The 17,506-nt window shown below is 63.2% G+C and carries 8 protein-coding genes; all 8 read right to left on the reverse strand.

Annotated elements, in window-relative coordinates:
• Positions 1 to 633: 633 nt before the first annotated feature.
• The 8 genes from E1958_RS01635 to E1958_RS01670 all read right to left on the reverse strand — a co-directional run bounded on the left by E1958_RS01635 (position 634) and on the right by E1958_RS01670 (position 16,964).
• Positions 634 to 2,115: an AAA-like domain-containing protein gene (locus E1958_RS01635; RefSeq protein WP_165742222.1), complete on the reverse strand. Its 1,482-nt coding sequence runs from the start codon at positions 2,113 to 2,115 to the stop codon at positions 634 to 636.
• Between the two features lie 598 nt (positions 2,116 to 2,713).
• Positions 2,714 to 4,102 carry a DUF2330 domain-containing protein gene (locus E1958_RS01640; protein WP_133510318.1) on the reverse strand — a complete coding sequence of 463 codons (1,389 nt, stop codon included), beginning with the start codon at positions 4,100 to 4,102 and terminating at the stop codon, positions 2,714 to 2,716.
• Entirely contained in the window at positions 4,099 to 4,884 is a 786-nt protein-coding gene (locus E1958_RS01645; RefSeq protein ID WP_133510319.1) for an RnfABCDGE type electron transport complex subunit D, read from the reverse strand. Before E1958_RS01645 ends, E1958_RS01640 begins: the two co-directional genes overlap by 4 nt.
• Before the next feature lie 195 nt (positions 4,885 to 5,079).
• Positions 5,080 to 6,231: a DUF3322 domain-containing protein gene (locus E1958_RS01650; protein ID WP_089724366.1), complete on the reverse strand. Its 1,152-nt coding sequence runs from the start codon at positions 6,229 to 6,231 to the stop codon at positions 5,080 to 5,082.
• A 613-nt stretch (positions 6,232 to 6,844) separates the two neighbouring features.
• On the reverse strand, positions 6,845 to 7,264 hold the full coding sequence (locus E1958_RS01655) for a type II toxin-antitoxin system VapC family toxin (protein ID WP_133510320.1): 420 nt from the start codon (positions 7,262 to 7,264) through the stop codon (positions 6,845 to 6,847).
• A 430-nt stretch (positions 7,265 to 7,694) separates the two neighbouring features.
• On the reverse strand, positions 7,695 to 7,937 hold the full coding sequence (locus tag E1958_RS01660) for a P-loop NTPase family protein (RefSeq protein WP_207787918.1): 243 nt from the start codon (positions 7,935 to 7,937) through the stop codon (positions 7,695 to 7,697).
• A 96-nt stretch (positions 7,938 to 8,033) separates the two neighbouring features.
• Complete coding sequence (locus E1958_RS01665) at positions 8,034 to 11,390, reverse strand: ATP-binding protein (RefSeq protein WP_133510322.1); 3,357 nt, start codon at positions 11,388 to 11,390, stop codon at positions 8,034 to 8,036.
• A 459-nt stretch (positions 11,391 to 11,849) separates the two neighbouring features.
• Complete coding sequence (locus E1958_RS01670; protein ID WP_133510323.1) at positions 11,850 to 16,964, reverse strand: 2-oxoacid:acceptor oxidoreductase family protein; 5,115 nt, start codon at positions 16,962 to 16,964, stop codon at positions 11,850 to 11,852.
• Positions 16,965 to 17,506 lie beyond the last annotated feature (542 nt).

The following is a 17,506-nucleotide window of genomic DNA, read 5'->3' on the forward strand; positions in this document are numbered from 1 at the left end:
CCTCTCCCTCTCTCGGAGGAACAAGGGGCCACTACCCTGAAGTATCCCCACAAATCGGCCTCTGGCTCCCACGCTCCAGCGTGGGAGCAAACTTGTCCCGACGGAGGAGGGATCTTGACGCTCCAGCGTCATGAAACCTTGGCCGCTGGAGCGGCCACAACGGCATTCCCACGCTGGAGCGTGGGAACGAGCCAAAAGCCCCTCCCCTTGAGAGTGCGTCAAAGGTGACGCCCGACGTTTCGTTCCTAGTGCGCGGGGAAGTGAAGCTTCCGGGCGCCGCGGAGAGCATCAGGCTGGTGTCCACCCTTGCGTATACACGGGAACCGAACCTGCCGGCGGTCCGGCGTTATCCGGTGCGGCCCGGAAGGCGTCTGCTCTGACCGTTGCCGACAGCTGGTCATTGGGTGCGTAAGCCGTCTGAAAGACGGCGGTCCCAGCGTCCCCGCAACCGCCGATACTTTGTCGGCCCCTGGGACCGCCGACATTCTGTCGGCCCCTGGGATCGCCGACATATTGTCGGCCTCCGGGACCGCCGACATTTTCTCGTTCCCATGCGCTGCGCGGGAACCGGAGAACGAGAGAGGGGGCGCAACGGCTAGTGCTGTCGGCCATATTACACTTAAACATTAACCACTACCGCGCGAAGAAGTCTTCGTAGAGCCGGTTGCGGGGCTCGGCACCCTCGGCGGTCTCCCGGATCAGGCCGAGCCACAGCAGCCGCCGGTGGCCTGCGGGGTCTTGCGGGCGGGCCCGGTCTTTGATGACGGTGGCCATGGCCGTGCTCAGGACCGGATCCTGGGCGAGATACCGCTGATAGCGGCTGAGGTGATCCGCAAAGGGGCCGGTAGGGCCGGCGAGCAAGGCGTTTGCAAACAGGTCTTCGACGCTATGCCGGCCGGTGGCGATGTGGTAGAGGGCGCTCCGGGTCAGATAGGGATGGCCGTTGAGTAGATTCTGGAGGCGTTCCAATTCGGCCGCAGCAAGACAATCGGCGTGCAGGGAATTGAGTCGTTGTAGCTGGGCGAGATCGAAGTCGTCCAGCTCGATGGGCGTGGCGACATTGAACGGCGATTGGTGGGCGCTGGCGATCAGGGCGTTGGGCTCGGTGGAGATCACCAGCACCAGGTCGAGGTGTTTGAGCTCCGGTTTCATGCCACGGTCGTTGTGCCAACCGCGCAGCATGCCGAAGAAGTCGGTGGCGAATGACGCGGCGCTGATGCGGTCGACCTCATCCATGGCCAGCACCAAGGGTCCATCCAGGGGGGCTAGGATGTGCTTGCGCAGATAACGGTTGCCATTACCGTTGTTACTGAGTTTTGGACTCCAGGCCTGAGGGTCGTTGGTCCGGTCTTCCAGGTCTAGCAGCAGTGCGACCAGTGCGAAGAATCGGCGGTAGAAGCCTTCGGCGTCCTCGAAGTTCGCCGCGTCGAAGTCCGATTGGACATTGATGTAGGCGACCTGTTTGCCTGCGGTCGTTGCCGTTGCGACCAGCCTCTGGAGCAGGGAGCTCTTGCCGATCTGGCGCGGGCCCCTGATGGTCAGGGTAACGCCGTCGGGTTGGGCGATCAGTCGGTGTGCCGTGGCGTCGGGTTTGCGTTCGATGTAGAGGGGGGAGCCGGGCGCCACGGCCCCGCCGACCGTGGGCAAGGCGGACTCGACCGGGCGCGGCAGCTCGGGATCGGGTCGGGCGGGGTCTGCCGCGCCCTCGGGGTGCTTTCTTGTGATGCCGGAGATGAGCTGATCGATGCCGGTCTCATCGATGCCTTCGCGCAGATCCACCCCATGATACTCGGCCAAGAAGGCCGGAAGCTCCGGTTCTCGCGGGGCACCCGGCAGCAGCACCGGAATCACCGGCACGCCTGCTGTAACGGCACGGTTCAAGGCGACCCGTATCTCGTGCGCCTGCCAATTTCCGATCCCGCTGGGTCCGATGCAAATCAATGTGCTGGCTGCTTGCTCGAGTCCCTGCTCCAGGGCTTTCTGGAATAGCTGGCCGGGCGGTAATTGCTTCTCGTCGAACCAAGTGGTGATTCCGCGCCTGGTCAGCTGCTCGCGAAGGTCCCGGACGGTTGATTTGTCCTTGCTGTTGTAGGAGAGAAAGGTGTCGAATTTCATTGGTTGCTCCGGTTTCGGAAGCGTTGGTAGCAAAGGCGGTTTGAGTAGGGGTTTCAGTTCGTGGATAGCCTGGGTGTGGGCAGGGACCGCAGATTCCGTCTCCCGTCGGCGATCGGTGTTGGGCACGGGCCATTCGTTGATGCGGTTCGCGCGGGGAGGGTGTGCACCAACCTTGTAGGGCGGGAAAGCGCAGCGCATCCCGCCTTCAGCCACTCACCGCATCATCGATGCGGTTCGCGCCACCTGACAGTGCCATCCTGGAAGATTTCCCACGCTCACCGCATCCTACGCCCTTGGCCCAACCGATCCGACTCGCTTCCAGCCAAGCCAAGCCCGTCTCTGGCTCCCACGCTCCAGCGTGGGAGCAAGCCTGTCCCGACGGAGGAGGGATCTTGACGCTCCAGCGTCATGAGGCATTGGCCGCTGGAGCGGCCACAACGGCGTTCCCACGCTGGAGCGTGGGAACGAGCCAAAAGAAGGGTAGGAGGCGTAGGGTGGGCTGTGCCCACCGGATAGGCGCGGTATTGGTGGGCACAGCCTACCCTACGAGTCCGCTCGACGAATACCGCGCCCAGGGGCAGCGCAATGAGCGGCTCCCTCAGTGCTCCCAGATGTCTTCCCACCAGGCGCCCTTGTCACCCTTGGACCCAGCGTTGGTTGGAGACCGCCGCGGCAGCTTGATCCGGGCGCGGATATCCTTGATATCCCAGCCGGTCAGGCGGGCGAGATTGTCGGCCTCTTGTTCCAGACGCCTCGGCAGTGTCTCGTTGAGATAGCGCTTGGCCGCCTCACAATTGGCATCGCCCTGCCAGGGGTGGCGGATCACATAGCGCCCCTGAAAATTCTCACGGTTGCCGGTCACCTGAAACTTGAGATCCTCCGGGAAATGGGCGCGGTCATAGCGCAGGTGGAGGCGGGTGATATAGACATCCTTCGCCCCCGGTGCCGGCGGCGCGATGCGCGGGGCCGGTCGAGACCTCGGAGCCGGGCGGCGGTCGTCGAGCCAGAAGACGCCCAGCTCCCGTAATTCTTTGTTGCTCAGGGGATCGGCGGCACAGGGATCGCACCAGTTCATGTCCCAGGCGTATTCGAGAAAGACCGCGCGGCCGCCTTCCTTGGTGACCTGGGTGCGGAACAGGTCGCGGTAGAAATCGGCGAATTTATCCTCTTCCTTGATGTAGACGGGGATGTCGATGTTCGCCGGTAGCTTGACGGTGCGGTAGTTGGTTGTCTCCACCCGTCCCTTGCGGGTCAAGGCATAGATGAATAACTCCTGGGGACCTTTGGCATTGACGGTGCCGAGCCGGATCGGCAACATGAATTTGCGATGGCTGTAGGCGATCTGCAGTGGTCTCAGATAGCCGTATTTCCCCTTGCGGTAGCTCTCCAGATTGATCTTGGCTACGAAGAATTTCATGCCTTGCTTCAGATAGCTGCCGACCACCGGCCGCGCACCCCGGGGCAGCTTGTAGCCATTTTCCGTGAGCCAGGTGACGAGGCCGTCGCTCTCCTTGGCCGACAGGATCAGGATGTCGTATTCGCCGACCTGGTATTCGGCCTCGATGGTGACGCCGAGACTCTTGGCGCGCCGGCGGGCAACGGCACGCTTCGCCATCGGGGCGGCGGCCATTGCGGCGGGTGCGGCCATCTCGTAGCGCCGGCAAGGGTCCTCGTCGAAATATTCCACCAACCGGGGCGCCGAATAGGCGTCCAGATGCTCCAGGATCGCCTTCTCCGTGACATGGATCTGCTTTTCCTGCAGCACCTTGGGCACCGGCACCACCATCGCGAATTCATCGACATCGCCTTGGAAATCGCTCGCCATGGTGACGACGTTCTTGTCACCATCACGCACCATCACCACCTGGGATGCGCGGTTGAAGAGCTTGGTGTCCGCCTTGGCGACATAGAAGCCGCAGAAAGCGGAGGCCAGGTTCGGTGCCGTCAAGAGGCACAGCAGTAGCCAATGGATGGGTTTTATGTTCATGAATGACTCCCGGTGCCGGGCCAGACGAAGGCCCGCCCCGGCAGGTACTGGTTGATTAATAAGGTCAGTGGCGAAGCAAGAATCAAGGCATAGAGAAAGGCGTTGGGGATGAAAAACAGATATTGCAGCGCCCAGCCGAGTAGCGCAACCCAGGTGCCATAGAGGAGGCAACCGGCCAGCGACGCGGGCGTGGTCTTGGGATCCGACAGCATGAAAAAGGCAAAGATCAGCAAGGCGCCGTTCTGCAGCTGGTGCAGGGGGATCTGCCAGGGGTCGCCGAGCCAGGCGGCGTACCCGAAGAGCGCGAGCGCATAGACGACGCCGAAGGCGAGGGTCGTGGCCATGCGGGTCGGGCCGATCAGTAGGATCAGGCCGCCACCTGCCGTCAGCAACAGCAGCCAGCTATCCCGGCCCCACTGACCTGGTGTGACCCAGGCCGCGTCGCCGATCAGGATCACCACCACGATGCCGAGGGCCGAGGGGTTGAACAGATGGCGGCGGCGAACCGTCACCAGAAACTTGCTCGCAATCGCAATCAGAACGGCAAGCAGCAGCCAGCCGAGCGCGTTCGAGCGCAGCAGCAACAGGATCGACAGGGCGCTGTTAGCCGCACTGGGGAGATTGGCCGGCAGGTGATAGCGGCGGGTGAAAAGGAGCTGCAGCAGCCCGGCGAGGGCCACCACCGCAAGGATACGCGCCGGCGAGAGCTCGAACTGTAGCTGCAGGATGCCGAACAGCAACAGGGCGATCTGCACCGCCAGCTGATAGTAGCGCGGGTCCATGACAATGACTCAGCTCTAGTACAGATGCCTTCAACTACCGATACCATTGAGCTGGCAGGAACGCCACGGAAAATTTGGCCGCAAATGGTCGCAAATCAAGGTTAATGGACCAAAACGTATTTTTCCTATAGGAAAATCCACTTCGTTGAAACCGGGAAATCATCAGTGGGCACAGCCCAGCCTACCCTTTGCGGCTCAAAAAGAACCGAAACGCCAACGGTTCACCACCCGATGCACCAGCTCGATCGGCACGAATTCCTGTTCCAGGCGACCCTTCTCCCGGTCGTAGAGGTCTCGATACAGGGCCTGCTCCTGGGCGTCGAGTCCGGCAGGCGGCCGGGGGTCTGCCTTGACCGGTTCGATGACGGCATGCCGCGGCGCGAGCGCCGAGAAGGTGGCCGCATCCATCATCAGGGCCATAAGATGCGGCCACTGCAGGCGGGCCATCGCCAGCATGCTCAGGCCCCAGGTATCGAGATCGCCCCAGTACGCCAAGGTCCGATCATCCAGCCAGGGGGCCTGCAGCCAGCTCAGGTTCAGCCCGGCGCCCAGGACGGCGACGGTTCCCGGCAGCGGCGGTAGCTGGTAGAGGGAACGCTCGTTCTCGACCGCCATCAGATGGCTACCGGGCAGGGCGGAGCGGCGCAGCTCGCTGCTGCGTAGTCGCAGCTGCTCGAACGGCAACAGGCCCGGCTCCAGGGGTGCAACCAGCAGCCAGTGCTCGCTCTCGTCGAGCGCCCCGAGAAAACCTTCCAGCCCCTGTTGAGCGACGGCGGGGCCGAAGCGCAGTTCCAGCAGCCGGGTCAGGAGGGGGCGATTGCGTTCTAAGAATTTGCTGTCGCAGTCGGCGATCGACAAGGCCCGTAGCGGGCGCCCGTCGGCGCAGCCCGGCGTCAGTCGGTCGGCCACGGCGCAGACCCGGATAGTCTCCTCCGCCCCCTGTGCCAGGACCTGCTGACGCTGCTGGACGATGAGGGGATGAAACTGGGGATTGACCGCGGCGATGACACCGGACAGGAGGCGATATTCCTGACGAATGTCGGCATCGGCCATGGCCTCGACCCACTGCTTCGCCGAGTGCAGCACCCAGCTGATCGGGAGCTCGACGGCAGCGGCCAGACTTCGGTAGCTCACCGCCTCCCAACGCACCTCGCCTATCTTCATCCGACGCCAGCGTTCGATATGGGTCCGCACCGCGGCGATGTCACCGGCCATGAGGGCCGGCGCCGGTTTGCCGATGGCTAGGATCAAGGGCCACTGATCCTGCCCCAGCAGCCGTCGGCGGCGGATGCCGCCGTTGTGCCATTGGTCCCGGAGCTTGTGGCGCAAGGCGTCAGGTGTCTTCATCGGTTAGAGCAATCCTGAATTATTGGGCGGGTGGTGGTTAATATTTAAATGATTTGTTGGGCACGCCACCGTCCCTGGCGGCCAATGCCATTAAGTTAAGTTTTGTAGGTCGGGTTAGGCGCACCTTGCGACGCGGGCGTGGACAACCGAGGCTAAACGCGCCGTAACCCGACATCCCAGGCTGGCTCCCATCATCGTCTGTCGGGTTACGGCGCGCTCCAATCCTGTGACCCAACCGAACACCGAAGCACGCGCCTGACCCGACCTACCACGACCAGCGGCCGGCAGCTAACTTAATGGCATTGCCCTGGCGGCTTTGCCCAACCTACGAGCTTCGCCTCTCTCCCGCCGGGAGAGGGCCGGGGTGAGGGGATTCAAAAAGAAACCGGGAGTGGTCGATGAACCGCTCCACGCTGCCATTTAAAAATTTACCACTACCAATGTATTAGTTTTTAGACAGCCTCTTAACGCAACCCGAGGTTAGGCGCTGGGATCCGTTTTAACCAAACGGCTTCTTAGCCGCAAACGAACGCAAATGGATCAAGAACCGTCGATAATGGTGAGCCGATTACGACTGCTTGGCGTTTATTGCGGCAAAAAAACGATTTCCATGTTATCGATACTTGGGTATGGCTGTACTGATGGTGTCGATCCCCATCCGATCGAGGAGCGTCTTTAAGCGCTGGTCCATGGAGAGGAGGGCGCCCCCGGTGCGTCTGGCCAGGACGGCGTAGAGCAGATCGTAGACGGGGTGCCGATATCGTACCGCTTCCGTGAGGGCCTCTGTTGCAAGCTCCCGATCGGGGGTGAAGTCATCGATCAGGTTGATGGCCTCTTCGTACCGCCCGAGTGCTGTCTCCGCCTCCAGGCTGCCGGCCTTCACATACTTCCACAAGGCGTTGGCTACCTCGCTCGCATAGAGGCTCGGTGCGATCACCACCGTCGCTGCCGAGACGGGCTCAAGCAACTTGTCCGCGGCCTCGGCGCGCATTACCAGTCGCACCGCGGCGGAGGCATCCAGCACTAAACGCATCCTCCAGTACCCCGTTTCGCCTTATTTTCCACTCTCAGAGCCCCTCCAAACGCGCCACGGCTAGGCACAGCGCGCAGGGAATAGCTCGCTCTATTGCCAAACGCTGTAACGCCGCCTTGGTGCGTTTGGGGGGCTCCCTTCAGGCGCGGCGAGAAGCAGCCAGCTGCGTTGTTGCGCGAGCTTGAAAGAGGACTTGCTATTACGTGGGTTGATGCGGTTCGCTGCGGGTATCCATCGATGCGGTTCGCGCCTCCTCGTGGTGCCATCCTGTAAGACCTACCGCGCTCACCGCATCCTACGGCCCTGGCCGCTTCGCCCCCGCTCCCGCCGGGAGGGGGAGTGCAGCTTGTGGCGTGCCCAACCCACTGCTATTGGCGATGTTCCCATTTAAACCTTAACCACTACCCGAAAAATAAGGCAAAACGGGGTACTAACGCTCCCGGTCCTCGCGCACCAGCGTCTCGGGCGCAGGGCTCAGAGACTCGTCGGGTTGCTGCAAGGTGGCGCGAATGCGGGCGATCACCGCCTTGCGACGCTCACCGGCGGTCAGTGCCGGAATGCGCCGCAGCTCGACCACTGCCTGTTGGACCAGGCTGCGGTGTTCCTGGCGGGCTCGGAAGGTGAGGGCCTGGTACAGATCATTGGGCATATCACGGATTTGCAGCGAGGGCATGGCATCATGTTCCCTTGGTTGCATCAAAACACATGCGTCATGATGATACACTATTTCCGTGCGTCTAGCCACACCAGCTACCTGGTCAGCAAGGCATCAGGTGTCCTCACCCTGGAGCCGCTGGTGGGCCTGTCGGTCCAGCTCTTCCCAGCTTAAGGAAGCGGTAACCGCCTGTTGGCCGCGTCGGTGCACCAGGACCGCCGAGCGCGTGTGCATTCGCAGCAGCCGCATCTCCTTGTTGGGGGTGATGAACAGCGGATGCAGACCGAACTGGCGCAGCGCTTCGATGATGCGGGCCGCCACCGCCTGGGAGCTCTTGGAGAAGGCCTCGTCCAACACCACAGTGCCGAACAGGGGCCGGCCCAGGTCGTCGGGACAGAGGGCGTAGCTCAAGGAAGCGGTCAGGATATAGCTGGCGATGATCTCCTTCTCGCCGCCGCTGCCGCCCTGGGAACCGGTACGGGTCTCGATGACGTGCCGGCCATCGCGCTCGATGATCTTGACGAAGAACTGCAGGCGATAGCGCGGGTCCAACAAGGCCCGCGCGCCGGCGGTCTTGCGGCGTTCCACCGCATCCCGCAGCTGCCGCACCAGCTCGACCAGAGCGCGATAGTGGGATTCGCCCTGGTCGTCCTGGAGTGCGGCGCTCCGGAGTACCTTCTGCGCCCGGTAGACGTCGGTCAACGCCTGATGGATCACCTTGCGCGGCTCCAGATGCAGGTAACGTCCGGGCTGGAAATCGACCTGGATCAGGGTCTCGTTGAGTCCGGCAATGCGCTCCTCGATGATGGATACCTCGTTGTCGATGTGGGCCAACAGCTGGGTAACGCCCTCGTCGGAGGATTTGTTCAGATAGCCGAGGAACCGATCCAGCTTCTCGGGCAGCGCCTCCTTGGTCAAGACCTCGAGCCGTTGCAGATAATTGGGGACGTCACGGATCTCGGTCCCGACCTCGGCCAAGGCCCCCGTATCCTCCCGTTGAGCCTGGTTCATCAGGCGGATCAGCTTGTTCTCCGAGCCGGCCAAGCCGGTGCCGGCGGTCTCGAACTCCCGCTGCAGCTTGGTCGCGGCCTCCCGCTCCAGGTCGTCCAGGCGTTCGATGGCCTCGGCATCGGGTCGTTTCAGGTAACCGTCACCCAAGGCCGTCTGTTCATCGTTCAGACCGCTGCCACGCCGGTTACGCGCCGAGCTCAGCCGCTCGTCCGCACGCGCCAGGTTGGCCTTCAGACTTCCGATGGTCTCGCGCTGCGTCCGGAGCTCCCCGCGCTGCCGTTGCAGCCTCTGCCTGGCCTGCTCCCAGGCCTGTCGGGCACGGAAGGTCTCGGATTCCGGGTCCTGCAGGGCCCGCAGCTGGGCCTGCAGCCGCTCCAGCTCGGCCCGCGCGGACTCGATGTCAATCGCAGCGAAGTCCAGCTCATCGAGCCGTTCCAACAGCACCAACTGCTGCCGGAGGGTCTCGTGTTCCTGCTTGGCCCGGTCGAAGGCCGCCGCCTGGGTGCGGACCTGATCCCGCGCCTGCTCCAATTCGTTTTCAAGCTGGCGCACCCGGTCCCGGTTGTCGAAGCCGGTCATCCAGCCCTGGTCCAGCGCCCGCTGGTCCTGCTTGTCGAAACGGCCCCGCCGGCCCGAAATGGTCCCCTGCATGGTCAAGGCGTGGGCGGTCCGGTGCAACTGGTCGGTGTCCGCCACACAGTGCAGATCATGCTCGGCCAGGAAGCCTTTCAGGGCCTCGCGCAACGGATGCCCGGCGAAGTTGAGCTTGTGCGTGAAGCCGTCGTCGAAGAATCGCGCCGGCCCTCGGTGCTGAGCCGCATCCAGCAGGCGCACGTGGAGCCGGTTGTGGCGCTGGTTTACCCAGGCGAGCGCTGCGGCCATCCGCTCACCAGGTACGATCAACCGCAGACGTTGGCCCCCCAAGGCGCGCTCGATAGCCCCCCGCCAGGCCTGCTCCTCCGACTTTACCTCCACCAACTCGGCGACATAGGCCAAGTCACCGACCGGGACTCCCAGGGCTGCGGCCAGGTCGCGTTTGAAGCCCAGATAATTGCCCGGCAGATTGGAATGGGCGTGTTCCTTGGCCTGGTCCAACTCTTGCTCCAGATCCCGGACCTTGCTCCGCGCGCCGAACGCCAGGCCGGACTGCTCGTCGCGGCGTTGCTCCAGCTGTTCGAGCAGGGGCCCCTGCTCGGCGCGCATCCGGCGCGCGCGCTCCTGGTTGCGACGCAAGGCGCCCGCGCTGAGCCCGGGGTCCAGGCCCTGTCCGGCAACCAGCCGCTGGTAGTCGGCGACCGTGTTTTCACAGAGTTGGACGATGTCCTGCTGGTTGGCGATGAGCCGTTCGATCTGCTCGAGGTTGCCCCCGCCGGCCTCGATATAGATGCGGTGCAGGTCGTCCACCTGATCCTGCAACCGCTGTTCCTGTTGCTCCAACTCCAGCGTGCGGTCCTGAAGCGCAGTGATCTCGGTGCTGATCGCCGCGTGTCGCTGCTGCCACAAGCGGCAGGCGTGGGTAGCAAACCAGACGGGCAGGATGCGTTGCAGATCCGAGAGCCGCTCGACCTCGGCGACCTTGCGTCGGCGTGTTCGCTCCTCGGTCTCGATGGGCAGCAGGGACCGCTGCTGGCTGCGGGCGATCTCCAGCTCGCGGTGAATATCCGTGAGCACATCGAAGCCGGCGACTACCTCCTCGGCGCGTTTGTAGGCGGATTTGTCTTCGAGTACCAGCTCCCGGAAGAGCTGGTCCACGCTGTTGAGCTGCTTGAGACCGGCCGCCCGGTTGAGCAGGGCAAAGGCGTTCCTGCCGACCTCGAAGAAGCGTTGGATCTGGGCCAGATAGGCCGATTTGGTGTCGTGGGGCGAGCTGCCCTGATCGCGCAGGAACTGCTTCAGGGCACGCGCACCGCCCGCGCGCAGCACCGGCAGCCAATCGCCGACCCCGAGCGCACCGTCGCGGCTGAACAGCCACAACCGCCTCAGGTCGTGCATGGCCGAGCTGGTCCCATCCAGCCACAGGAGGGCACCCAGGGTAACCGGCTGCCGGCCATCCCCGAAGCGTGCACTCAAGGCGGTGACAGTCGCCCCCTGACGGGCGATATGGGCATTGTCGCCGCTCTCGTTGCCCTCGCCCGATACACCGCGGATGTAAGACATCAAATCGCGGTCGCTCTCGTGGCCGCCGGTGGAGGCCAGGTTATACAGAGGACGCTCGGCGATCAGGGTCATCAGGGCATCCACCAGCGTAGTCTTGCCGCTGCCGGTCTGGCCGATGACGGCAGTGCCCTGGGGGTCGATCCGGATGCGATGCAGGCCGTTGAAGGGACCCCAGTTGAAGACCTCCAGCTGTTCGATGACATAGGACCGGGTGGTCTCGGGGTCCGTGCCGAACAGGTCGCCGACCGCGCCGCCGACAGCCGGATCGGCGTCACTATCGAAGGCAAGGGCCGATTGCTTCATGGATCCTAATCGTTGGACTCCTAGGGGGCGTTCTCAATTAACAGATTTTCTCTCGTTCCCACGCGCCGCGTGGGAACGCGGAAGCTCCGCGCCGCGGAGTGTCTCGGAAACTCGTAGCCGCTGCTGCATGGGCCTGATGTGCTTGATTTTCATGAGGATTTAGCTCAATTGAGAACGCCCCCTAGTACCTAGTTTCGATCGATTCTGCTAGTTTTGGCGCCGGAGCGTGAAAGCCAAGCGTGTGAACCAGCAGATACTATGAACTTGCAATATCGGTCGAAACTAGGTACTAGTACCCCCTTCACCAAAATTTTATGGTGAAACCAGTCTCTGTCATCTCGACCGAAGGGAGTTATCATCTCGAGCGTAGCGAGGGGTGTCAGGTCCCGTGTGATTATATATCTAGCAGGTTCCGCGTGATTCGTCGTTTTCCCAAGCGGTTCACGCTCGGACGAGAGATCAGCCCGTAGTCGGCTGCTGAAACCGAATGATCTCGGCGTCGCAGTCGGTGGCGACCCGGGCGGCCGTTCGGATCAGCTCCGGGGTAAGTTCGATCTTGTCGAGCACGCCGGGAATCACGCGGCTGACCTCTTTCGGTTCGCCGTCGACCATGATGGTGGTCTTTTCGAACAGCTCCCTCAGATCCTGGTAGCAGGTCTTGCAGTTGGTGCACTTGGGCATGTCTGCTTCCGTGATCCGTACCAGCGGCGCGTCGCCGGCTTTGGGACCGGCCTCGGGCATGGCGCCGACGCTCGCACCCATGGTGATCGCATCCAGGGGGACCACCGACTGGCTGGCCGTGGCATCCGAGCCGGCGGCGAGCTCGGCCATGCCCCTGGCAATGGCATCGATGCTGCTTTCCCGCTGGGTGTCTGCCTGCGCGTATTTGTGTTGCCACTGCTCCAGCTCCCGGCGATGGTCTTCTTGCATGCGATCCACATGCAGACCGCCCAGGTATTCGAGCATGCGCCAGTTGCGGCGGCGTTCCTCGGTCAGCTCGACGATGGCCGGCGAGACGGCCAGCTTGATCAGCCTGCGGTCGTCGTCCGTCGACCAGATGAAGGGCATCTTGCCGTGGCGTTCGGTCTCGTTCAGATCGATGTACTCGGGTACCGGGACCAGGTTGGCATCCGCGTCGGCGGGCCGGAAGTGCTTTTTGAAGCGCCCCTCGTGGACCGCGAAATCCGCCGGCGTGAAGGGTATTTCCTTGAGCTGGGCCTGACCGTCGGCGTCCACATAGGCCAGGGTGGTGGTGGTCCAGTCCTTGCCGATGTCCGGATTGCCGTCCAGGACGAAGCGCTCGGCCAGGGTATCGCCCCGGCGCGGATCATGGACGAAGACCGGACTCATCCGGCTCTGCACCGCCAATTCCGCATGCCGGCTCCCGGCGTTGTCGGCGATCCCGTGTTCGGACATACAGGCGGTATAGGTATCGAACACCGCAGGCGATTCGTTGTAGCTCAGGAACTCCATGACGTTCTTCATGAAGTGGCCCTGGAGGGCGTCGTTGGTCTGGATGACCAGGACCTTGGGATGGAAGGCCGCGATCAGTCCCAGCTCCTTGCGGTCCTCGTGCTTGCCGATATGGGCGACGCCGAAGCGGGTCAGGTCCGAGTCCTGGGCGGTGAAGCTGGCGGTCGAGGCCTGGCCGCCGGTGTTGGAATAGGCCCCGGTGTTGAGCACCATGACCTTGAGCGGGGTGTGGGTGACCAGCAGGCGCGACAGGGCGCCGAAGCCGATGTCGTAGACGGCCCCGTCGCCGCCGATGCTGATGACGGCGGGCAGCAGGTCGAGCTCTTCCGGGAAGAATTGCTCCCAGTTGAAGGTGCGGAAGAAGGCGTCATGGAGCTCGGGATTGTAGTGGTCTTCCAGATCGAGCTTGGCGGTGCGCAAGGCGCGGAAGTCATCGACGGCACCGGCGCTCAGGCCCTCGAACATCCCTTTGGCTACCGGCACCGTGTCCTGAAACAGGCTGTTGACCCAGGGGTCCGAGTAGGGGTTGTTGGGAAAGGTCGAGGCGTAGACGCTGCTGCAACCGGTGGCGTTGGCGATCACCGCCCCGGTGGGGCCAAGACCCGTGGGACCGCTCTCGAAGCGATACAAACGCGCCTGGAGCCGATCGATGGTCCAGGAGATCCGTTCCAAGCGGTCCGGGTCATGGTCGTCATAGGGCACGGCGTCCAGCTTGGCGGTCAGTCCTTCGATCAGACTTTCCAGCTCCTTGACGTGGTCCCGACGCCGTTGCTCGTGGATCGCCCGGTTGGTTGCCATCAGCATGCGCAGCGCGGTCACTTCGCCGCAGCCGCGGCAGGCACCGTGTCCGCCGGTCATAGCATAATAGTTGTCACGATTCAGGATCAGGCGCTTGGCGTCGCCGCCGCGCTCGGTGGCCGTCTCCCAGAAGCGCATGGGCGTGTTGTGGGTCCGGCTCAAGAACTCGAACTCCTGCTTTAAGGATTCGAGCACCGCGGCATCTTGCCGCCGGGCGCTGAGGGCACCGGAGCCGCAGACATCGACGCACTCCAGGCAGCCGCTGCACTTCCAGGGATCGATGTTTACCGAGTAGAGCCCGCCGGTGCCCGGGACCGCCTGTTCCATGGCACCGAAGAAGGGCTTGGTCTTGGCTACCGGGAAGATGGACAGCGCCTCGACCATGCCCTTAAAGCCGTGTTCCAGGGCGGCGTTCTCGAGCGCGAGCCCGGTCACTGCCGACTCCACGATCGCGTGGAAGGGCTTGGGGTCCTTGCTGGGCAGCTTGCGATAGGTGTCGCGGATGGTCTTGGAGAGGTCGAACACATAGCCCGTCATGGTGTCCTTTTGGTGGTCGGTTAGCTTCAGGCCCCGAATCGCGGTCAGCAAGAGGTCGTGGATGTCGTGCACGCTGTTTGGGATGGCCGCATCCGGGCAGACAAAGGCGCAATCCATACAGCCGGTGCAGAGATGGGCCTTGTATTTGGGCACCTCGAGGCGGAACAGGCCCTTGTCTTTCCAGGCCGCACTCGCTACCGGCATGAACAACCCGGTGCCGGGGATGACCGGCGCATCGCCGATGGTCCCGTCCCGGAAGCGGTCGGCCATGACCTCCCGGTAGAAATCCATGTCGAAGCACGCGGAGGTCGCCGACCCGCCGCTGGTCCTAACCATAGAGGCGGATACGGCGATATCGGGCCCGTTGGGCACGGCGACCAGCTGTTCGGCCGCGGTGAAATCGGCCGCTTCGTAGTCCACCTTGAGGGTCGACTCCAACCCTTCGCGGATCACCGCCATGTTGCTCTCGATGACTGCCTCCCCCTTGGCCCCGAATTTCTTGCTCACCTGCTGGCGGATCTTGTCGAGGACGGCCTCCTCCGAGGCATCGGCGACCACCTGGCGCACGTGCCCGCATACGGCGCCGATAAAGGCGACGCCCATCATCCGGATCTCCAGATCGGGGGCCGGGGCGTGCTTTTTGGCGACCCCGAAGGCATCGACCAGATAGAGATGAATCTTGCGCTCACGGATAATCCTGCGGGCATAGGCGGGGAGCTGCTTCCAGACCTCCAGCGGGGTCTCGTGGGACTGGAGGATGAAGGTGCCGTCGGGGGCCAACCCGCGCAGCGGATCGGTATGGCTGAAGACCTTGTGGTCGGGAGAGACCACGATCTCGACGTCTTCCAGCTCCGCGTTGGTGATCTTGATGGGCTCCGGGCTTAGGGAGATATAGAAATTGGTGGGGGCACCGCTCTTCTCGGAGCCGTACTTGGGCGCGGATTTGGAGTGGAGGCCCAAGACACCCGCCAGGATATCGGTCAGCAGCTTGCCGGTGGCGATGGTCCCGTAGCCGCCGATCGAGTGGAAGCGGACCCGAAAGGCCTGCGGTGGCAGCAGGCGCGGAGGATTGTCCTTGGTCGGCAAGGCCATGAATTCGGTTTCTGGATAGGCGGCCCGCAGCTTGGCCTGGAGCGCGGCGACGCCCGGCGACGGAGCGTCCGCAAAGAACCGAGAGCCCAGGTAGAAGAAGGGGACGTTGAGCGTGCTCTCCATGTTCTTGAAGGCGGCGATCAGGTCGCGGGGTTGCAGATCATGCCCCCCCAGACCGAAGATGCCGGTGCTCACCTTGGGCAGGTCGGTGATCGCCGGAATGCCCTGGTGGCGGATCAGGCCACCGTTCTCGCGGGCCTTGAACAGGGCCTTCATCACCAGATCCGTCAGCGCCGTCTGGTCGGAGCGCTCGAGCACGGTCACCGCCTTTTTCCCGACGAGCAGCTCGATCAGCTCTCCCTCCGGAAACGGCTGCAGCAGCTTGATCGAGACCACGCCCACCTTTTTCCCCTGGGTGCGCAGATAAGCGGCCACGGCTTCCGCGTCGTCGGTCACGGACCCGAGACCGATGATCAGATGCTCGGCGTCCTCGACCCGATACCCCATGACGGGCGTGTAACGGCGTCCGGTCAAGGCCCCGTATTCCGCCATCGCCTGGGCGACGAAGCGCGGCACCTCGCGTACGAAGTGGGTGTGGTGGTCCACCGCCCCGGCCTGGAAATCCGGCTGATTCTGGACGCCGCCGGTCAACCCCGGGTCCAGAACATCCACCAACGCGGGCACCCGCTGGCGGGTCCCCTGCTCGAAGGCATTGAGCCACTGGCGCCGCCATTGCTCATGCAGCGCTTCCGGGACCCAGGGCAGGGTCTCCTCGATCAGGGCGCCGGCGTTGTCCTGTTCGATATCCGCGCCGCGTGCTTCCAAGAAGGCGCGGAGCTCGGCCAGCGCCTCCTGCATGATGTCCCCGGCGTGACGCTTGAGGTACTCCCCGAGCTGAAAGACGCGCCCCTTGGCCCCGAACAGGATCTCCTGGGCCACCGTCGGCGCCTTAATCCGGCCCGCCGGATCGCCCAGGAACTCCTTGAGCAACGCCGGCTCCGGCATGCGGGCCTCGCTCTGCATGTGGCTGGTGGCAAAGCCGTCCATAGCGTTGGCGACCGGGATCAGGGAGAGGGCGCTCACCTTGTAGGCGATGGCGGCCAGATCGGCCGCCTCCTGGGGGTTGCTCCCGAACAGCACCGTATATCCGGACGGCAACAGGGCATAGACGTCGTCGTGCCCGGCCATCACGTTCAAGGAGTGCCGAGACACCGAACGCGCGGCGATTTGCAGCACGAAGCCGCCGATCTTCTTGCCCACGGTCACATAGTGGGACTCCAGCCCATACAGAATGCCCTGGCTGGAAGAGGCGTTCGAGATATAGTGGCCGCCGGTCAGGGCCGCGCCCATGGCGCCGCTCTGGGCCGAATGCTCGCCTTCCGGCTCGAAGAAGAAGGGGTGCTTGCCCCAGACATTACAGCCACCCTTGGCGCGATAGGCCTCGAACAGCTCGGAGATCTCCGTGGACGGCGTGATGGGATAGCCGATCACACCGCCGCAGACCTGTCCCATGACATGCGCAATCGCCCCGTTACCGTGGATAACGGTTGCGATGCCCGGAAATTTGCAGCGCTCCTCGCTTTCCCGCGTGTTATCGAAGTCCACTTGAGTGCCGATCCCGATTGTCGGGATCTCCTGTCTCCGCGGCAAGACCTTGGCCTCGGCCTGATACATGCTGTACTCCTCTGCCGCCGTCAGACGGCTGGTTACATCTCGCTAGGGGGTTTGGTTAGGTAGGATGCCCCGTAACTTAACAACAAACATACCACCGCCTCCGGCGGTGAACCCTCCAAGGCACCGCCGCTCCGGCGTGCACCGGAACGATAGATCACTGGAGCGATAGATAACCAGCTCCCGGTCCCTGGAACCGGAAGCTGGCGCCGTGCGAGATTGGTAGAACTGATCGTAGGTTAGTAATGATACTGCAAGTACCACACTGTGATTGTTACGAAATAGCGTTTACTGCGCGATCTGGTTGAAATTTAGCAAGATTTGCGCCAACGCAGGGGATCGAGACCCTTTTCAGCAGCTAATCGGCCCGCTCCGGGATAGTAGCCAATCTTCATACCATCGTACCTGATTGTGCCTATTTGTCTTAAAAGCAACCTCCTAAGTTCCGGTGTTATTCTGCGACCGGAAGAAGGCTGCAAACGCTGCATTTCCCGCGCGGGGCTCGGGGCAACCGAATAATGGGTCATAGGAGCTGTTCGGAGCTA

The sequence above is a fragment of the Candidatus Thiosymbion oneisti genome, from assembly GCF_004359955.1.
GTDB lineage: Bacteria > Pseudomonadota > Gammaproteobacteria > Chromatiales > Chromatiaceae > Thiosymbion > Thiosymbion oneisti.